12 protein-coding genes and 1 pseudogene are annotated in these 19,790 nt (G+C 36.1%); 11 read left to right on the top strand and 2 right to left on the bottom strand.

Annotation, left to right across the window (positions count from 1 at the left end; genetic code table 11):
- Nucleotides 1-9: 9 nt before the first annotated feature.
- From VZL98_06640 to nifJ, 6 genes and pseudogenes are all read left to right on the top strand, one after another.
- Nucleotides 10-828: a CpsB/CapC family capsule biosynthesis tyrosine phosphatase gene (locus VZL98_06640; protein WVH62380.1), complete on the top strand. Its 819-nt coding sequence runs from the start codon at nt 10-12 to the stop codon at nt 826-828.
- Entirely contained in the window at nt 829-1,452 is a 624-nt protein-coding gene (locus VZL98_06635; protein WVH62379.1) for an SH3 domain-containing protein, read from the top strand.
- Nucleotides 1,453-2,368: 916 nt separating this feature from the next.
- The gene (locus VZL98_06630) at nt 2,369-4,144 is read left to right on the top strand and encodes an aminopeptidase P family protein (GenBank protein ID WVH62378.1); all 1,776 of its coding nucleotides are present in this window, start codon (nt 2,369-2,371) and stop codon (nt 4,142-4,144) included.
- Complete coding sequence (gene uvrC, locus VZL98_06625) at nt 4,145-5,986, top strand: excinuclease ABC subunit UvrC (protein ID WVH62377.1); 1,842 nt, start codon at nt 4,145-4,147, stop codon at nt 5,984-5,986.
- A gap of 4 nt (nt 5,987-5,990) precedes the next feature.
- Nucleotides 5,991-6,929, top strand: coding sequence for an HPr(Ser) kinase/phosphatase (hprK, locus tag VZL98_06620; protein WVH62376.1), 939 nt, complete (start codon nt 5,991-5,993; stop codon nt 6,927-6,929).
- 328 nt (nt 6,930-7,257) lie between these two features.
- Nucleotides 7,258-10,792, top strand: a pseudogene (nifJ, locus tag VZL98_06615) (pyruvate:ferredoxin (flavodoxin) oxidoreductase).
- Between the two features lie 106 nt (nt 10,793-10,898).
- Here the strand turns inward: nifJ and VZL98_06610 are convergent.
- Together VZL98_06610 and VZL98_06605 are read right to left on the bottom strand one after the other, a co-directional pair.
- Complete coding sequence (locus VZL98_06610; GenBank protein WVH62375.1) at nt 10,899-12,215, bottom strand: ISL3 family transposase; 1,317 nt, start codon at nt 12,213-12,215, stop codon at nt 10,899-10,901.
- 869 nt (nt 12,216-13,084) lie between these two features.
- On the bottom strand, nt 13,085-14,488 hold the full coding sequence (locus tag VZL98_06605; protein ID WVH62374.1) for a cell wall-binding repeat-containing protein: 1,404 nt from the start codon (nt 14,486-14,488) through the stop codon (nt 13,085-13,087).
- A gap of 180 nt (nt 14,489-14,668) precedes the next feature.
- On the opposite strand from VZL98_06605, the gene VZL98_06600 reads away from it, so the two are divergent.
- The 5 genes from VZL98_06600 (at nt 14,669) to VZL98_06580 (ending at nt 19,522) form a co-directional block, all read left to right on the top strand.
- Nucleotides 14,669-15,937 (top strand): folylpolyglutamate synthase/dihydrofolate synthase family protein, encoded by a 1,269-nt coding sequence (locus VZL98_06600; GenBank protein WVH62373.1) that lies wholly within the window; start codon nt 14,669-14,671, stop codon nt 15,935-15,937.
- 77 nt (nt 15,938-16,014) lie between these two features.
- Nucleotides 16,015-16,917, top strand: a complete 903-nt coding sequence (gene murB, locus VZL98_06595) for a UDP-N-acetylmuramate dehydrogenase (GenBank protein WVH62372.1) — start codon at nt 16,015-16,017, stop codon at nt 16,915-16,917.
- Between the two features lie 3 nt (nt 16,918-16,920).
- The gene (locus tag VZL98_06590) at nt 16,921-17,661 is read left to right on the top strand and encodes a PHP domain-containing protein (protein WVH62371.1); all 741 of its coding nucleotides are present in this window, start codon (nt 16,921-16,923) and stop codon (nt 17,659-17,661) included.
- A 23-nt stretch (nt 17,662-17,684) separates the two neighbouring features.
- Nucleotides 17,685-18,542: an RNase adapter RapZ gene (rapZ, locus tag VZL98_06585; GenBank protein ID WVH62370.1), complete on the top strand. Its 858-nt coding sequence runs from the start codon at nt 17,685-17,687 to the stop codon at nt 18,540-18,542.
- Nucleotides 18,542-19,522, top strand: a complete 981-nt coding sequence (locus VZL98_06580) for a YvcK family protein (protein WVH62369.1) — start codon at nt 18,542-18,544, stop codon at nt 19,520-19,522. Before rapZ ends, VZL98_06580 begins: the two co-directional genes overlap by 1 nt.
- The last annotated feature ends 268 nt before the right edge of the window (nt 19,523-19,790 follow it).

Here is a 19,790-nt window from a genome sequence, read left to right as displayed (position 1 = left end):
GTTATTAAAATGATCGATATTCATAATCACATAATACCCGGAGTGGATGACGGTTCTGTATCTATAGAGGATTCTATGGAAATGGTTAAGCAGTATATCGCATCAGGATACAAGGGTGTAATATGTACAAGTCATCATTATCCTCAAAAGTATGATGTTACGGCTGAGATGATAAAAGATGGCATTAAACTCTTGAATGAAGAGTGTAAGAAACAAGGTTTGGTTTTTTCTTTTTATCCCGGTAATGAGATTTACTTGGATGAAAGTACCTTGACTAAACTTGATAAAAGAGAGATATCTTCTTTAAACGGAAGTAGATATGTGCTGATAGAATTACCTTTTCTAACTAAACCTCATTATGCACGTAGTTTAATCTATCAATTACAGCTAAAGGGTTATATACCTATTTTGGCTCATGTTGAGAGATACAAGTATGTTCAAGATGATTTAGACTGGCTTTTGGATTTTATTAAGTCCGGCTGTTTGATGCAGGTAAACATAAGCAGTATATCCAGGGATAAAAACTCTGATGAATACAAAACTATTATGACTCTATTAAAACGCAATATGGTTCATTTTATTGCAACTGATGCTCATCGCAGCACATGGAGAACTCCTGAAGTATCAAAAGAGCTTGAAATGTTCAGAAAGGTCTTGGGAGCTGATGAGTTTCAAAGAGTTGCACTGGTAAATCCGGTGAAGGTAATCAGTGATGAGTTTATAAGCTCTGCATATGAGAAGATAATTTTTGAGGAAGAAAAGGAAAAAAATAAAAAGCCGGGCGTGTTTGCAAGAATATTTAAAAGATTGGGATGGGGTGAAAAGTAAATGCGAAAATTGATTATACTCATTATTTCGTTTTTGATAGTTTTTACCGGTTGTGTTGCAAAAAAAGTAGAAGAACCCTATGAATCAATGCGAAAAGACAAGGTTGTAAAAACTGCATTTGATAAAGTAGATGAAAAAGAAGAATCAAAAGATGAGGAAAAGGAAGATAAGGAGAAAACCGATTTTAATGAGGTAGAAAAACCCAAAGTCGAGACTGAACCTGAAGAAGAGCCTGAAGAACCTACTAAAAAGTACTCTAAAGTTACTGCAGACATATTAAATATGAGATTTGTAGCCAGTGAACAGAGCAGTGTTATAAGGCAGTTATATTTAGATGAGATAGTTGAAGTCTTAAATGTAACCGGAGATTGGGCTTCTGTTAAAATTGGTGAAGATTCCGGATATGTAAATTCTACTTATCTTGAAGAACTTCAAGTAAAAAAAGTTAAAAATGAAGGGACTTCTCTTAGAGCTTCAACCTTCGAAAATGCCGCTACCATCGCTAATCCACTTAAAGACGAAGATGTCATAGTCCTTGAGAGTTTAACCGTTGAGGACGTTGAATGGGAACATGTAAAAGTAGGTGAACTTGAAGGTTATTTATTGAAGAGTGAATTAAGATAAGGGTAAAGACTATAATTAGATAAAAATAGAAGTTTTATGAATTAGACAGTTAGTATGCTGTCTAATTTTTTTGGTGCAAAATCCATATTTAGTTGGGTGGGGTGGAAGTGGCGTGGGGTTTGTTGTTAGTTTAAATATAGCAGTAGAATTCTTCGAATTCTTTTTTTATATCTCTCCCTCAGTCAGCAGAGCTGACAGCTCACCGGTGGAGTTGGATGGTTGTGTGGGATTAGTCGTGAGTGTAAATGTAGCAGTTGGAATTTTTCAAATTCCTTCTTTGTATGTCTCTCCCGAGGAGTTATGTAGTTGTGAGAGATTAGAGATAAGTCTGAAATACAAGGGTAGAATTCTTCGAATTCTTTTTTTTATATCTCTCCCTCAGTCAGCAGAGCTGACAGCTCACCGGTGGAGTTGGATGGTTGTGTGGGATTAGTCGTGAGTGTAAATGTAGCAGTTGGAATTTTTCAAATTCCTTCTTGGTACATCTCTCCCTCAGTCAGCACAGCTGACAGCTCCCTCGTCAGATGGAGGCTCTCAAAGACTTATTTCATATGGAAATGACTAATACATAAATAGCAAATGGAGAAAGTAAAACTCTTATTGTTTCGACTCCTTTTCCAAATGGAGCCGATAAATGACCGAACAGGTTGGCAGTCACATAGCCTCCATCTGACGAGGGAGGTGGGTTTGTGAAACAAACTCGGAGGGAGAGATTTATAATAAAAGCGACATCTTCACGTCGTTACATTTAAAGCCTTACTTCTAAAGATCTAAATACAATTTAGCATTAATTTTCTTAAAATAATTGTATTAATAAAGTACTAATAATCAATATTTTCTAGGGGTTTTATTTATTTGATGAACTTATACTATTGGTATATAATTAATACATAGAATTCAATACTTGGAGGATAAAGTGATTAATAAAAGGCTTAGGGAAATAAGAACATTAATGGCAAATAGAGGGATAAATGCTTATCTGGTTACTACTTCAGATCCGCATCAATCTGAGTATTTAGCAGATTTTTATAAGACGAGAGAGTTCATATCCGGTTTTACAGGCTCTGCAGGTACTGTTGTTATAACCAAGGACGAGGCAATACTTTGGACTGATGGTAGGTATTTTATACAGGCTGCTTATGAGTTGTCAGGTACGGGATTTGAACTTTATAAGATGGGAGTGCCGGGATTTCCAACTGTTACTGAGTATTTGTTAAACAAGGTACCGGTTGGTGGGAAAATTGGATTTAACGGAAATACAATATCTTTCAAATTGTATAGGGAGTTATTGGAAGCTCTGGATCAAAGAATGCTAATCAGCAATTTGGATTTTATATCCGATATGTGGAAAGATCGTCCGTCAATACCAAGTGATAAGGCATATGTGCATGAATTAAAATATACGGGAACTTCCGCTAAGCAAAGAATCGAAAAGCTAAGAGATGAAATGTATAGAATAGATGCGGATTACAATTTAATAGCCGCTCTTGATGATATTGCTTACCTCTATTGTATCAGGGGGAATGATGTAGCGTACAATCCGGTTGTTTTCTCCTATGCACTTATTTCAAAGGATAAGGCGTATTTATATATAGATGAAGAAAAACTTACTGATGAGTTAAACGAACATTTGGAAGCTAATGATATTTTGGTGAAACCATATGATGAAATATTTGAACATTTAAAAGAGATACCGGGAAAGTCAAATCTTATATTTGATCCTAAAACCGTAAATTTAGCTGTAATTAATTCTATTAATGCAAATGTCAGATTGGTAAAGACTGATAGTATAATTGCAAAACATAAGGCTGTGAAGAATTCCACTGAGCTTGATCATATGAGAAATGCATTTATTAAAGATGGTGTTGCAATGGTTAAATTCCTTAACTGGCTAGAAACAGGAACTCCGACCGGCACTGTAAATGAAGTTTTGGCAGCAGAAAAGCTTAACTGGTTTAGGAGTCAACAAGAGAGTTTTGTTGAACCGAGTTTTAATACTATTTCAGCATATGGTGAAAATGCTGCAATGCCTCATTATAGTCCTAATGAACAAAATCCGGTAATTCTTAAGCCGAGTGGATTGTATCTAGTGGATAGTGGCGGGCAGTATCTGGACGGAACAACTGATATTACCAGAACGATTGCTCTTGGGGATCTTACTGAAGACGAAAAGTATCATTATACCTTGACGCTTAAGTCTCATATCTCACTGAGTGATGCATATTTCAAAACCGGAACTACCGGCTATTATCTGGATGCTTTTGCGAGACTTCCAATGTTAAAACATAAAATTGATTTTGCACATGGAACAGGACATGGTGTTGGATATTTCTTGAATGTACACGAAGGACCACAGAGTATTTCAACTAGATTCCTCGATGTGAAGATGGAGGAGGGAATGGTTGTTTCAGTTGAGCCGGGAGTGTATATCAATGATTCTCATGGAATCAGAATTGAGAACCTGGTTGTAGTTGAAAAGGTTGAAAAGAATGAGTTTGGAGAGTTCTTAGGCTTTGAGGTATTAACTATTTGTCCAATTGATACAAGACCTGTTGTGGTAGATTTACTTACTGATGACGAACTAAAATGGCTTAATGATTACAATAAGAGGGTATATGATTTAGTTGAAAGTCATTTAACAGGTTCTGATTTGGCATATTTGAAAAAAGCTACGGAAGAAGTGAAGAGATAATTGACATTTGATATAGGTCTGGAATTAAATAAACTGCCCGATAAGCCGGGAGTTTATTTAATGAAGGATATTGACGATGAGGTAATTTATGTTGGTAAGGCCATTTCTTTAAAGAAAAGAGTCAGGTCTTATTTCAACAATGATAAAAACAAGCATCCCAAAGTTGTGGCTATGGTAAAGAGGATTGTTTCCTTTGAATACATCATAGTGGGCAATGAGGTGGAGGCTCTGGTTCTAGAGTCAAATCTCATTAAAGAGAAGAAACCAAAGTACAATATACTTTTAAGGGATGATAAGACCTATCCTTTTATAAAAGTTACGAATGAAAAATTCCCTAGAATTTTAAAAACCAGGATAGTTAAAAACGACGGAGCAATCTATTATGGTCCATACCCGAATGCTTTTGCGGTAAATGAAATAATCGATATGCTTCATGAGATTTATCCTATCAGGAGTTGTAATTTAGATTTTGATAAAGGTGCGAGTCTGGAAAGACCTTGCTTAAATTATTATATCGGAAGATGTCCAGCACCATGTGTCGGTTTAGCTGATGAAGAAAAATACATGGGTTATATAGATGAAATTGTGGAATTCTTAAAGGGAAAAACCGGTAAGCTTACTGATTACTTAAACGAGCAAATGAAGATAAAGGCTGCCGAGCTGAATTTTGAGGTTGCCGCAAAGTATAGGGATTATCTTCAAAAGATAGATGTGCTGATGCAGAAGCAGAGGATATCGAAGGCAGGAGATCAAGATATTGATTTAATATCACTTGCCAGAGGTGACAGGCATGCATGTGTTATGATTTTCTTTATGAGATCTGCTAAGATTGTAGACAGTGAGCATTTTATTTTAAAGGACGATTTTAGGGAAGAGCATGGAGAGATTATTTCTTCTTTTATTAAACAGTACTACTTGGATGCTTCTTATATACCTAAGGAAATCTTGGTAGATCATATGCCAAGTGACAGTACTGCAATTGAGGACTTTTTGTCGGGCAAGAGAGGCACTAAAGTCAATGTAAGAGAGCCAAAAAGAGGAGAGAAGGTAGATCTTCTGGAAATAGTTAGAAAGAATGCTAAAGAGTCCTTGTTGAAATATGAAGAGAAACAGCGGAAGAGAGAAAGAGTCGTACCGCTGGGTTACGAGATGTTTGTAGAAATGTTGGAGCTTGATTCTGCTGAAAGAATTGAGGCATATGATATTTCAAACATCTCAGGTGTTCAGTCTGTTGGATCTATGGTGGTTTTTACTAATGGAAGTAAAGATTCTAAGGAGTACAGAAAGTTCAAAATCAAAACCATTATTGGTTCTGATGACTACGGAAGTATGAGAGAAGTCCTGGAGCGAAGGTTGACACGAGGGCTCAAGGAGATGGTAAAGAATAATAACACGGGTTTTGGAAGACTTCCAAATCTAATCATAATGGATGGTGGAAAAGGGCAGGTATCAATTGCTCAAAGCGTTCTGGATGAGTTTAATCTGAATATTCCTGTTGCAGGACTGGTCAAGGATGATAAACACAGGACCAGGGGTATCCTCTACAGAGGAGAGGAGATTGGCTTGAAGGTGAGTTCTCCTGTTTATAGATTTCTTTATTCGATTCAAGAGGAGGCTCATAGGTTTGCTATTAATTATCATAGAAAGCTTAGAGAAAAGGAATTGGTAAATTCTGTTTTGGATGAAATACCCGGTGTGGGTAAAGCTAGAAGAACGGAGATTTTAAAGCATTTTAAGTCGGTTGAGAATGTTAAAAAAGCAAGTTTGGAAGAGTTAAAAGAAGTACCCAAGATGACTGAAAAAGTAGCAAGAAATATTATAGATTTCTTTGCAAAGGGGTGATTGGATGAAAAGTATAAGCATTGCAAAATTAGCTGAAGCTCTTGGTTTAGAGGTTATAATTACAAGCTCTGATTTTGCCGATAGACAGATTAGTAATGATGAAGTTAATAGGCCGGGACTACAGTTAGCAGGATATTTGGAAGGCTTTCCATATAAAAGGCTGCAGATAATCGGAAAAGTTGAGCACGAGTATTATATGGATTTGGATCCCGAAGAAAGATACGAGAGATTTAGAGGGATACTTTCCTATCCAATACCTGCCATCATTTTCTCACATGGAAAAGAGATTAATGATGAGATATTAAAAATAGGACAATACTATAATAAGACTATTCTGCGTTCAGAGCTTCCAACTACCAAGCTGATTTCCAAGATAGCTACGGTGCTGGATGAATTGCTTGCAGAAGAAATAACCGTTCATGCAGATTTGCTCGAGGTTTATGGTATGGGTGTTCTGATAACGGGAGACAGTTCTGTCGGTAAGTCTGAAACTGCGCTAGACCTTGTGACAAGAGGGCACAGACTTGTAGCCGATGATGTTGTAGATATTATAAAATTGGATACAGGGCTTAGAGGAAGCTGTCCTGAAAATATAAGGCACTTCTTGGAGATTAGAGGTATTGGTATTATCGACATTCAAAGGCTATACGGGGTAGGTTCTGTAAAGACATCGACATTGATTGATATGGTTATTCATCTGGAGCCTTGGGATGATAATAAAGAATATGACAGGCTTGGTCTTGATGAAGAGTTTACTGAAATACTCGGTATGAAGCTTCCGATTATTAATGTGCCTGTTAAACCGGGTCGTAACGTTGCTATGATAGTCGAGGTGGCTATTAGAAATACAAGACAGAAATCTTTGGGATATAATGCTGCTATCGAACTAAATAATAGATTGATAGAAGATATGAAGAAAAAGAACGAAGAGGCAAATAATTAAAATAAGCGAGAATAATTAAATATTATTTAAATATTCACGCTTTACTCACCTAAATTCCTAGTAATATAGTATGTTATATATTTATAAATATTTCAAAATTTTAACTTTTAATCTTAAATTTTTGAGTTACGAAAATCTGATTTTTATAATGTTTACTGTTATAAATGAAAAAGATTGACACTTAACTTGCGTAATTTAAGGTAAATCGATTGACACCAAGTTGATAATTCTATATACTTATAAGGTGAGGATAATTACAAAAAAAGAGGTTAATTAGTTACATATTACATGTAATCACCTCAAAAACCTAAACAGGAGGGAACATATTATGGGTAAGAAATTTAAGACGATGGATGGTAATATGGCCGCTTCTCACGTAGCATACGCTTTCAGTGAGGTTGCAGCTATATATCCTATAACTCCATCATCTAATATGGCTGAGTATGTTGATGAATGGGCAGCAAATGGTAGAAAAAATATTTTTGGTCAAACAGTTCTAGTTTCTGAGATGCAATCAGAAGCAGGTGCGGCAGGTGCTGTTCACGGTTCACTTGTAGCCGGAGCACTTACTTCAACTTTTACTGCATCACAAGGACTTTTATTGATGATTCCAAACATGTACAAAATCGCAGGTGAGTTACTACCTGGAGTATTCCACGTATCTGCAAGAGCACTTGCATCACATGCATTAAGTATCTTTGGTGACCATCAAGACGTTATGGCTACTAGACAAACAGGTTTTGCACTTCTTGCTTCCAGGTTCTGTTCAAGAAGCTATGGACCTAGCTACAGTTGCTCACCTTTCAGCAATTAAGGGAAGAATTCCTTTCTTGCATTTCTTTGACGGATTTAGAACAAGTCATGAGATTCAAAAAATCGAAGTTATTGATTATGATGACTTAGCAAAAATGGTAGATTATGATGCTATCAACAGATTTAGAGATTTAGCACTTAATCCTGAAAATCCAAAAACTATGGGTACAGCTCAAAACCCTGACATTTACTTCCAAGCTATGGAAGCTTCAAATCCTTTCTACACTGATATAGTAGGAGTTACTGAAGAGTACTTCAATAAGGTAAGTGAATTAACCGGAAGAAACTATTCACTATTCAACTACTACGGAGCAGAGGATGCTGAAAGAGTTATAGTATGTATGGGTTCTATAACTGAAACAGCTGAAGAAGTTATAGATTACTTAACTGCTAAAGGCGAAAAAGTCGGATTATTAAAAGTAAGACTTTACAGACCTTTCTCAACTAAACATTTCTTAGAAGCTATGCCTAAGACTGTTAAGAAGATAGCAGTACTTGATAGAACTAAAGAAAAAGGTTCTATTGGAGAGCCTCTATTCTTAGACGTTAAGAGCGTATACTACAGAGCAGAAAACCAACCTCTAATAGTTGGTGGTATTTACGGTCTTGGTTCTAAAGATACTACTCCATCTCAAATCAATGCAGTATTTAAAAACTTAGCTCTTGATGAGCCTAAGGATGATTTTACAATTGGTATTGAGGACGATGTAACTAATAAATCACTTAAGATAGAAGAAGTTATTAATACTTCAAGCGAAGGAACTATTAGATGTAAGTTCTGGGGATACGGATCTGACGGAACTGTTGGAGCTAACAAGCAAGCTATCAAGATTATCGGTGACGGTACTGACATGTACGCACAAGCTTACTTTGATTATGACTCTAAGAAGTCCGGTGGAGTTACTATGTCTCACTTAAGATTTGGTAATTCACCAATCAGATCAACTTATTTAATTGATGAAGCTGACTTCATTTCTTGTTCAAGACAAGCTTATGTTCACCAATACGATCTTCTAAAAGGTCTTAAAAAAGGTGGTACATTCCTATTCAATACACTATGGAATGAAGAAGAATTAGATACTCATCTACCTGCAAATATGAAGAAGTTCATGGCAGATAATGATATCCAATTCTACACTATCAATGCTTCAAAAATCGCTTCTGAAATTGGACTAGGTTCAAGAACTAATATGATAATGCAATCTGCATTCTTCAAATTATCAGAAGTTCTTCCACTTGACTATGCTGTTAAAGCTCTTAAAGAATCTATAGTAGCTGCTTACGGCAGAAAAGGTGAAGATGTTGTCAACATGAACTACCAAGCAGTAGATAAAGGAATCGACGCTCTAGTTAAGATTGAAATTCCTGAGTCTTGGAAAGATGCTGTAGATCCTGAAGAAGATCTATCACATCTACCTGAATTCGTAAGAGAAGTTGCTAGAAACATCAATAGACAAGAAGGTAATTCACTTCCTGTTTCTAAGTTCGTTGGAAGAGAAAACGGAGAGTTCCCACAAGGAACAGCTGCTTACGAAAAGAGAGGTATTGCATTATCAGTACCTGAATGGCAAATCGAGCATTGTATCCAATGTAACCAATGTGCTTACGTTTGTCCACATGCTGTAATTAGACCATTCTTAGTAGATGAAAATGAAAAAGCTAATGCTCCTGAAGGATTCGAAACTAAAAAAGCAATTGGTAAAGGACTTGAAAATGTAGAATTCAGAATGCAAGTAAGCCCACTAGACTGTACAGGATGTGGAAACTGTGCTGATGTTTGTCCTACAAAACAAAAGTCTCTAATCATGAAGCCTTTCGAAGAGCAATACAATAAAGAAAAAGACAACTGGAACTATGCAGTTGAAAATATAACTTACAAAGATGAGTTCTTCCCTGACACTATGCTTAAGGGTAGCCAGTTTAGACAACCATTACTAGAGTTCTCAGGAGCTTGTGCTGGTTGTGGAGAAACTCCATATGCTAAACTTATGACTCAATTATTTGGAGATAGAATGCTTATAGCTAATGCTACAGGTTGTTCATCAATCTGGGGAGCTTCAGCACCAGCTACAGTTTACTGTAAGAATGCTGAAGGAAAAGGACCTGCTTGGGCTAACTCATTATTCGAGGACAATGCTGAGTACGGTTATGGAATGGCTATAGCATCAAGAAAGATTAGAGAAAAGATCAAGTTATTAATGGAAGAATTCCTAGAGCTTGGACTTGACTCTGAACTAAACGAGCCATTCAAAGCATGGATTGAAAACATAAAAGACGCTAAAGGTTCTAAAGCTGCTACTGGAGAAATCCTACCATTACTTGACAAGAAAACCGGTAATGAAAAAGCTGACGAAATCTTAAGCGAAATCTCAATAAGAAAAGACTACCTAATCAAGAGATCTGTATGGGTTCTTGGTGGAGACGGTTGGGCTTATGATATCGGATTTGGCGGACTTGACCATGTAATCGCATCTGGTGAAGATATAAACATCCTTGTATTCGATACAGAAGTTTACTCAAATACCGGAGGTCAGTCATCAAAAGCTACTCCAACTGCTGCTGTTGCTAAGTTTGCTGCATCAGGAAAGAGAGTTAGAAAGAAAGACCTTGGTTTAATAGCTGCAACTTATGGTTATGTATACGTAGCTCAAGTAGCTATGGGTGCTAACATGAACCAAACTCTAAAAGCTATGCATGAAGCTGAAAGCTATGATGGACCATCTATCGTAATGGCTTACTCACCATGTATTAACCACGGTATCAGAACAGGTATGGGAACTGCTCAAAAACACATGAAGTTAGCTGTTGAAGCTGGTTACTGGCACCTATACAGATTTGACCCAAGACTTAAAGAAGAAGGAAAGAATCCATTTGTTCTTGACTCTAAAGAGCCAACAGGATCATTCCAAGACTTTATAAGATCTGAGGTTAGATACACTTCACTTCAAAGATCATTCCCTGAAGATGCTGAAGCATTATTCGCTCAAGCTGAAGAAGATGCGAAAGAAAGATACGCAACTTACAAGAGAATGGCAGAACAAGAATATTAAAATATAAAGCAGAGGTGGAAACCGAAGCTTAAATGAGACAAACCCTGATTTTATCGGTTCTTTGTCAAATAGTGTTGGTATATAAATTAATCACAAACTATTAATGTCAGGCAGCGTTAGCTGCCTGACGTTTTTTTACACTTACAGTGTCTTTTGGTACTATCATTTTCTTGCAAATTAATATTCGATTCCTAAAATGATAGTACGACCTGTATCCGAAAGCAACTCTTTTTAAACACTTAATAAAATTATTAATACCTTCTAAACATCCATTTGTAACATTCACTTCTAAGCAATTTTTTACGTACTCAAAGTCCTTTAAAAGCGTGTTAATACTAGTTTTCATAGCATCTGATACCTCATCTGAATAATATTCTAAATGTGCCTTTAAGGAGGCAATATCTCCGTTTTCTACATCCTTTAAAAGAATCTGATAACAATCATAAGTATTTAGAAGTGTTTTGTTGACACTAATACTATCCATAACTACATCTCTAGCACTTTTCCATCTTTCAAAATGTATCCACTTTCTAAAACGTGTAGAATTAAGCTTTAAATAAGGCTTTTGTATCAGCTTCCAATACCTTTTTAACCTTTTGTATTCCATAGAATACTTAGAAAAACCATTCATAACTTCTATTCTTGTTTTGTTCAATGCTCTAGATAAGTGGTTAACTATATGGAACTTATCAAATACTATCTTAGCATTAGGGAAAAGATCAGAAATTAGACTAATGTATGGCTGATACATATCTATACATATACTTTTAACCGATTCTCTAGCACATTCACTAAACCTAGAAAAATAGCGTTTAAGATAGTGTAATTGCCTGTTTTCAACAATATCGATAATATCATGAGTAATAGCATCACAGAAAATAAAGCTCATAGATCCTTTAGCAGTTTTTGTGGATTTAAACTCATCAAAACATAAATGTTCTGGTAAAAACTGATAATTAGGCTTAAACTGTTCAAAAGCTTGATCTACACATTTAGAAACCGTAGAATGAGAAACATAATGTAAACTAGCAATATCTTTTTCACTTACTTTCATGGTCAAATTAGTTGTAATATGAGCTTTTACTCTATTAGAAATAAAACAATTCTTTTTAACAATATCAGTTTCAGCTATAAAAGTAGAATTACACTCCTTACATAAAAATCTCTGCTTTTTAAGTCTCAAGAAAGTAGGTTCGCCATTAAAAGGAAGAAGTTTAATATCAGAAGACTTAGTGCCGTGTTTAATAATGCTTGGGCTATGCACGTTACCACAAACGGGACAAACAGAAGCATTATAGGTAAGCCGGCCAAAAATCAAATTGTAAGAGATATTCTTCTTTTTAATCTTCTCGACATTTTCAAAAATCTCAATATTTTCATCTTTTAAATCTAATAAATTTAAGATATAATTACTAATAGACATAGTGGCCTCCTTATTTTTTTGTTGTAGTGATTAAATTATAAAGGAAATTGGTCACTATGTCTTTATTTTTTAAAAAGAAAATAGTGCCAGCAAAGAAACTAATATTTCTTCACCAACACTATAAATTATAGAGCCATTTTATCAGGGTTTGTTTTTTTGGGGGGTGGGAGGATTAAAGGAATGAAGGTAGCGACGTGAAGATGTTGCTTTATGTTTTTTAAGCTCCATCTTTTGGCAGTCGAATTCTAGCCAATCACTTCGTTCTTGGGAATTCTTTGCATGAAGCCTACCAGAATTTCGAAGAGCATCTCAATTGGTTAGGCTGGGAACGGAGGCTAAGTGAAAGCCCTCACTTTAATTTTAAAGCACTCGATTTCTTATTAATTAAGTTTTATATGGTAATTCTCTTTAGGCTCCATCTGACGGCAGTCGAATTCTTGCCAATTACTTCGATTTTTTAAAGGCTCCATCTGACGAGGGAGCTGTCAACTCCGTTGACTGAGGGAGAGACATACTATAAAAGAATTCAACTTTTTTATTCTAAATTAATCCCACAATACGACTAAACTTACAACTTTATCCAAACTTCCGCGTTTGTTTTCGCTGCAATGTTATAATGTATAGTTTACATTCAGAGATAGTAGATTTTGGTTAGAGTAATGGTAGCCTAGTTTTTCTCTCCCTCCGAGTTTGCTTCGCAAACCCACCTCCCTCGTCAGAGGGAGGCTACCAAAGAGCTACAACAATATCCACACAACCCCCAAACTAAACCAAGGACACCTCTCCTAATTACTATAGATAACTTATCCTTCTCGTAATTGCCAGCAGGGGATGCCCTTGGTTTGATTTATATCTTCACTTTAAAAGTACTACTTGATTCTTAATCCTTTCATAAGTAATTCTATTTGTAATTGTTCTACAACACTATATGATCCAAACGGGATTCTTGATTCTACTTCAATTGTGTAGATAGTATCATCTACGAGTACTGTTTTAATATGGTGAAATCCCGTTGCGGTTGATTTAAGAAGATCATAGCCGCTGTATCCGTCAATAATGTCTTCTGTTATTATCATATCTTTGTATCGTTCATTTATCTCTAATTCTTTTCTTAAGTCGTATTCCATTATGTTGTATCCGGCATATGCTCTTACGGTGAAGTGTTCTGCATACATGGTTATTCCGTCACCGTTTTCTGATTCCACAATATTATTTATTAATGAGTCGGGATAGATGAGTCTGAATCCAAATCTTGAGTTTGTATATTGTTTAAGTGAGCTAATTTTCATGTGTTTTATTTGTTCAATGATGACATCCTGTACGGAGTTTTCTCCTCCGATTATTGTTATCTTATCAATGTTAGAATAGTAAATGTAGTTTATGGTACTGTCATCGAGTGTGTGCTTGTTGCTCAATAGAAGTACTCCTTGTCTTGCATTGATAAGTGGGGCTGCTGCTAAAGCGTCAGGATAGTCGTGTCCGCTTGCTATAAATATTTCCTTTGGCTCATATCCTGTCCACTTACCATTGTCTTTGTCATACATATCTGCTATTGCAGCTGCAGTTTTGTATCGATCGGATCCTGAAAATCTCTTTAATATATTCGGAAAGTCGGGGACACGATCAGGACCTCCGAATACAAGTCCGCTGGAGTCTTGGAGCATTCCAGTATGGTATAGTAGTAAGGCTCCTTTTAATTCATCTTTAGAGGATGCCATATATGGTGTGGCTGCTAGTGCATCGGCATAGCTATATCCATCTACTAAACCATATTTACCGACGGGTAAAGACTCGAGTCCAAAAAGTTTAGATATCTCTTCGTAAACTTTGTTTGAGGTTTCAAATCTGTTTGTTCCGGCAATTCTTTTAGTTGTAATCCCAAGTGCTTTAATGTCGGCTTCAGCCTTGGCTGACACTGAGTTTTCTCCACCTAGAATAGTAACTTTAGAAATATCATTGTTGATAATGTAGTCTTTAGTTTCTTTAGGAAGGTTGTTTTTATTTGCAAGCAGTATTATGGCGTTGCTTTGGATTGCCAATAGTCCTCCGGTGAGGGCATCAGCATAACCATTACCATCTACTAAAACAACTTCCTTTTGTTTTTCAGCAGGAATTTCTTCGGCGATTTTTATCGCTGTTTCATATCTGTTTTTTCCGGAGATACGTTCAAATTTAAATTCTCTGGCCATCGGTTCATAATGATCAGCTTGAACGGGTATGATTGTCATAATCATACTAAGTACAATAATTAGTGCTAATATACGTTTTTTCATGATTGACCTCCTTTGTTATCTATATACCCTTTAGTTTAAAGATAACACAAAATTTATTAACGCAAGAAAGTTGAGAAGTAAATCCTTTTTAGTGTAGTTCACAATGTTAGGTGAAATCATCAAAAAAGGGTATAATATATAGGTAAGTATAATAATCATTTGATTGATGGGGGTGAATTTATGGACTTTAATGGTGCTATGAATTATTTGGATGATTTAAAAAATCTTGGTTTTATTTTAGGTTTAGATAATATAAAAAAGTTAATGGAAGTAATGGGCAGACCCGATAAGAAGTTGAAGTTTATACATGTTGCTGGTACAAATGGAAAGGGTTCGACTGCCACATATATTTCATCTGTTCTAACTAAGGCCGGCTATAAAACTGGAATATATACATCTCCTTCGATTTTAAGGTTTAACGAGAGATTTGTCATCGATCATGAGGAGATAGACACAGATAGAATTGGTGAGATACTAGAGAGGATTAAGACTGCAAGTGAAGAACACAATATACAAATAACTGCTTTCGAAGCTGAAACTGCTCTTGGAGTGGTTTATTTTGCTGAGGAAGGCTGTGATTTTGCAGTACTGGAAGTTGGTATGGGCGGTAGACTTGATGCCACGAATTTTATAGATGCGCCACTGGTTGCTATTTTAACCAATATAGGTATAGATCATATAGATTATTTAGGAGATACTATCGAGAAGATTGCGTATGAGAAGGCGGGGATTATTAAAAAAGGCTCAAGAGTAGTGAGTTATCCGCAAGAAGATGCAGTTTTAGGTGTTTTGAATTCGACTGCTGAAGAGAATGATGTTGAAGTTAAGTACCTAGATAAAAATCTTGTAGATGTAACTGAGATTGACATTCATGGACAGGCTTTTTCATTTAAAAATCATAATGATGTAAAAATAAGAATGATTGGTGATTATCAGCCTTATAATGCTTCTCTTGCTCTGATGGCTATTGATGAAATAATAGAAGCAGGCTATCCTATAAGCGAAGACGACTTAAAAGAGGGCATGAAAACGGCACTAATTAAAGGCAGGTTCCAATTATTATCAAGTAATCCTATCGTAATTGTTGACGGTGCGCATAATGTTCAAGGTGTGGAGTCATTGGTTAATACGCTTAAGGAGATTTACGGCGATAAAAAGCATATATTTGTCTTTGGGACTTTGAGAGATAAGGATTATATTAAGAGTATTGAAATGACTATTCCGCTTGCTAAAATATATTATACGACCAGACCTGATAGTGACAGAGCATTGTCCAGTCTGGATTTAAAGAATGAGATAGTTATGAAAGGCGGAGAAGCTGTTGCAATGGGTTCAACCAAAGCTGCTTTGACAGCTGCAATCAGTATGGCAAAACCTGAAGACAGTATTATTTGTTTCGGATCCCTATATCAAGTAGGAGAAGTGTTGGAGTATTTTAAAGAGAACTAAGTTCTTTGACAAATTACTTTAAATTGTATATATTAAATAGCGATAATTCCCTATAAGGGTTTGTACAGGAGGATATATTGGAAAGTATTTATAATAAATTAGTTGGTTTGAAAGTCGGGGATGTTTTAGTGGATGAGCCGATGAAAAACCATACTACTTTTGAGATAGGCGGTCCATGCGATTACATGGTTGTTCCGCATAGTTATGATGAAGTGAGAAGACTTGTAGAGTTTCTAAGAAAAAATGAGATAAATTTTATGGTAATTGGAAATGGCTCCAATTTACTCGTAAAGGATACAGGAATTCGTGGAGTTGTTATAAAAATTGCTGACAATTTGTCTGAGCTTAGTTTTGATGACGATGTACTGACTGTTCAAGCCGGTGCTCAATTGACCAAGACTTCTATTGCAGCTATTGAAAGAAGCCTGGCAGGCATGGAGTTTTCTTCAGGGATACCCGGCAATATAGGTGGAGCAATTACAATGAATGCAGGAGCTTATGGCGGGGAAATTAAAGATATATGTGTAAGTGTAAAAGCTATAGACAAGGATAATAATATCGTAGATATACCTGCTGAGGAAATGAATTTCAGATACAGAAGATCCAGGGTTCATGATGAGGGTTTGATCGTGCTTGAAGCTACTTTTAAACTTGAACATGGGGACTACGATGAAATTTATGCCAACTACAAAGATTTGGATAATAAAAGGAATGAAAAACAGCCTCTGGATCGTCCAAGCGCAGGTTCCGTATTCAAAAGACCTGAAGGATACTATGCAGGTAAATTAATCGATGACAGTGGTTTGAGAGGCTATAGATATAAGAATGCAATGGTATCTCAAAAACATTGCGGATTTATTGTTTCTGACGGGGAATCATCTTTTGAAGAGGTTTCTCATGTGATTGAGCATGTACAAAATGTAGTAAGAGAAAAATTTGGTGTAGAACTGGAAACAGAGATTAAGATTATCGGAGATTAGGTAATGAAGGTATTAAGTGATAATCATATGCATACTGAGTACAGTAGAAACGGACATGCCAAAGGTACAATTAGAGAAGTAGTAATGGCGGCAAGAAATAAGGGGTTAAAGCAGATTTTAATAACCGATCATGGTCCGGGACATATTGCGTTTGGTGTTAGAAGAGATAAGTTTAAAGAGATAAGAGAAGAAATAGATAGGCTTAATGAGGAGTTTGACGACATCAATATATTGATGGGTTGTGAATCCAATGTAACCAGCTTTAATGGGGAAATTGATTTAAGAGATGAAGAGATTGCTATGCTTGACAGAGTTTCGGTAGGTTTTCATTACGGTATCATACCTGATGATTTCTATTCGTTCTGGGTTTTCTTTATTTTAAATCCAATTTCAAAAATATTGAGGTTTTTAAAACCACTGGTTGCTAAGCATAGTACAAAATGTTTGATTAATATTGTAAATAAATATCCTATTTATATAATAACCCATCCAGGTTCCAAGATTAATGTTGACACCGAAAAACTGGCAAGAGCCTGCGAAGAGAAGGGAACGGCTCTGGAGATTAATTCCAGCCATAGCTGCTTAACAGAAGAAGGTATTATTGAGGCACTTAAAACGAATGTGATGTTCAGTATTGGAAGCGATGCTCATAGACCTGAAAATGTCGGTGATCTAACTAATGCATTAGAGAGGATTAAGAATACCGGGGTACCAAAGGATAGGATTATAAATATTGTTGAATAATATTTTTTAGAGGAGGGTGCATTATGGAAATAGTAATAATTACAGGAATGTCCGGAGCAGGTAAATCATCTGCATTGAACATACTGGAGGACATGGGGTTCTACAGTATGGATAATCTACCACCTCTATTGATAATGAGTTTTGCAGAGCTCACTTCGAGATCTGAGATAGTTATAGAAAGATTGGCTGTAGGGCTTGATATTAGAGGTGTTGGATTTTTAGAAAATCTTACAAAATCCATAGAGGATCTTAAGAAAGCCGGTTTTGATGTTAGTGTTCTCTTTTTGGATGCATCAGATGAAGTTCTTGTAAAAAGATACAAAGAGCTTAGAAGACCGCATCCGATGGAGAGACAGGGAAATATTTTAAATGGAATAGATAGAGAAAGACAAGCGCTGGAGAACATTAGAGAGAATTCAGATTATATAATAGATACTTCTAAGCTTAAATTGGCAGAGTTAAAAGCCAGAATATCTGAGCTCTACAATGTAGAAGGCACAAAGGACATTATGATAATTTCCATAGTTTCTTTTGGTTTTAAAAATGGTATTTTGCTGGATGCAGATCTTGTTTTTGATGTAAGGTTTTTGCCTAATCCTTATTATATTGAAGAACTTAAAGAAAAAACAGGCAAGGACTCTGAAGTGTTCGACTATGTTTTCTCATATGATGTAACAGACAAGTTTTTAAATGAGATTATGGAATTGCTCAATTTTACTGTGCCATATTATGAAAAAGAAGGTAAGAGAAATCTTATAATAGGTATCGGGTGTACGGGCGGAAGACATAGATCTGTAGCAATAGCAGAAAAACTGGGGGAATTGATTAAAGAGAAATATGATTTAGTTTTTGTTTCCCACAGAGATGAGAGGTATTGGTAATGAGTCATGATAATTTAAAAATAGTAACAGTGGGTGGTGGAACCGGTTCATCAGTTCTATTGTACGGTATGAAAAATTTTACAAAAAACATTACTGCAATTGTAACCGTTGCAGATGATGGGGGAGGTTCCGGAGTTTTAAGAGAAGACTTGGGAATGCTACCACCCGGAGATATTAGAGCTTGTTTGATTGCACTTTCAAATTCGGAAAATGAAATGGAACAGCTTATGAGATTCAGATTTGATGAAAACTGCGGCAGACTTGCAGGGCAGAGCTTTGGTAATTTATTTATAGCTGCATTAAATGGGATTTACGGTGATTTTGAAATAGGACTTAAGGAAGCGTCTAAAGTACTTGCTATAACCGGAAAAGTACTCCCCATGACTCTGGAGGATGTTACTCTTTATGCAGAACTTGAAGATGGTTCAGTGATAGAAGGTGAGTCGAATATTACCTTTTTGACCAGGAAGTCGGGAGGCAGGATAAAAAGGGTTTATCTAGAACCTGAACTGTCAAAACCACCTTTTGAATCACTTGAGGATATAAAAAAAGCTGACATAATCGTCTTAGGTCCGGGGTCACTATATACATCAGTTATTCCGAATCTCTTAGTTGAAGATTTAAGAGATGCAATTATGGAATCCAAGGCAAAAAAAGTATATGTTTGCAATGTAATGACCCAAGCAGGTGAGACAGACAATTTTTCAGCATATGATCATTTAAAGGCAATAATAACTCATTGTGGCAAGAATTTTATCGATTATATCTTGGTGAATACAACTGAGATACCGGCAGAAGTAAAACTAAAGTATAAATATAAGGATTCTTCATCTCCTGTGTATATAAATGATGAAGAAATTAAAATAATTGAAGATATGGGTACGAAGGTTATAACCGGGGACTTTGTCGATATTAAGCACAATTATGTTAGACATAATGCTGAAGAAGTCAGTAGAAAAATAATTGAAAAAGTAAAATAGAGCATCGCCGAAAGGCGATGCTTTTAATTTTTTAGGCTCCATCTGCCGGCAGTCGAATTCTAGCCAATCACTTCGTTATTGGGAATTCTCTTTTGGCTCCATCTGACGAGGGAGCTGTCAGCTCAGCTGACTGAGGGAGAGATATACAAAGAAGAATTCAAAGAATTCTACTGCTATATTTTAAACTCACGCCCAAACCCACACGACTATCCACCTCCACCTGTGAGCTGTCAGCTCAGCTGACTGAGGGAGAGACATACCAAGAAGG

It is taken from the genome of Peptoniphilaceae bacterium AMB_02, from assembly GCA_036321625.1.
Classification (GTDB): Bacteria; Bacillota; Clostridia; order Tissierellales; family Peptoniphilaceae; genus Microaceticoccus; species Microaceticoccus formicicus.
This window is presented reverse-complemented; position numbering and strand designations above follow the sequence as displayed.

What these genes read in the sequence shown, in the direction of transcription:
- VZL98_06605 (WVH62374.1), bottom strand. Translation starts at nt 14,488, where the DNA reads ATGAAAAAACGTATATTAGCACTAATTATTGTACTTAGTATGATTATG.
- VZL98_06590 (WVH62371.1), top strand. Translation starts at nt 16,921, where the DNA reads ATGAAGGTATTAAGTGATAATCATATGCATACTGAGTACAGTAGAAAC.
- rapZ (WVH62370.1), top strand. Translation starts at nt 17,685, where the DNA reads ATGGAAATAGTAATAATTACAGGAATGTCCGGAGCAGGTAAATCATCT.
- hprK (WVH62376.1), top strand. Translation starts at nt 5,991, where the DNA reads ATGAAAAGTATAAGCATTGCAAAATTAGCTGAAGCTCTTGGTTTAGAG.
- VZL98_06580 (WVH62369.1), top strand. Translation starts at nt 18,542, where the DNA reads ATGAGTCATGATAATTTAAAAATAGTAACAGTGGGTGGTGGAACCGGT.
- VZL98_06610 (WVH62375.1), bottom strand. Translation starts at nt 12,215, where the DNA reads ATGTCTATTAGTAATTATATCTTAAATTTATTAGATTTAAAAGATGAA.
- VZL98_06635 (WVH62379.1), top strand. Translation starts at nt 829, where the DNA reads ATGCGAAAATTGATTATACTCATTATTTCGTTTTTGATAGTTTTTACC.
- VZL98_06600 (WVH62373.1), top strand. Translation starts at nt 14,669, where the DNA reads ATGGACTTTAATGGTGCTATGAATTATTTGGATGATTTAAAAAATCTT.
- VZL98_06640 (WVH62380.1), top strand. Translation starts at nt 10, where the DNA reads ATGATCGATATTCATAATCACATAATACCCGGAGTGGATGACGGTTCT.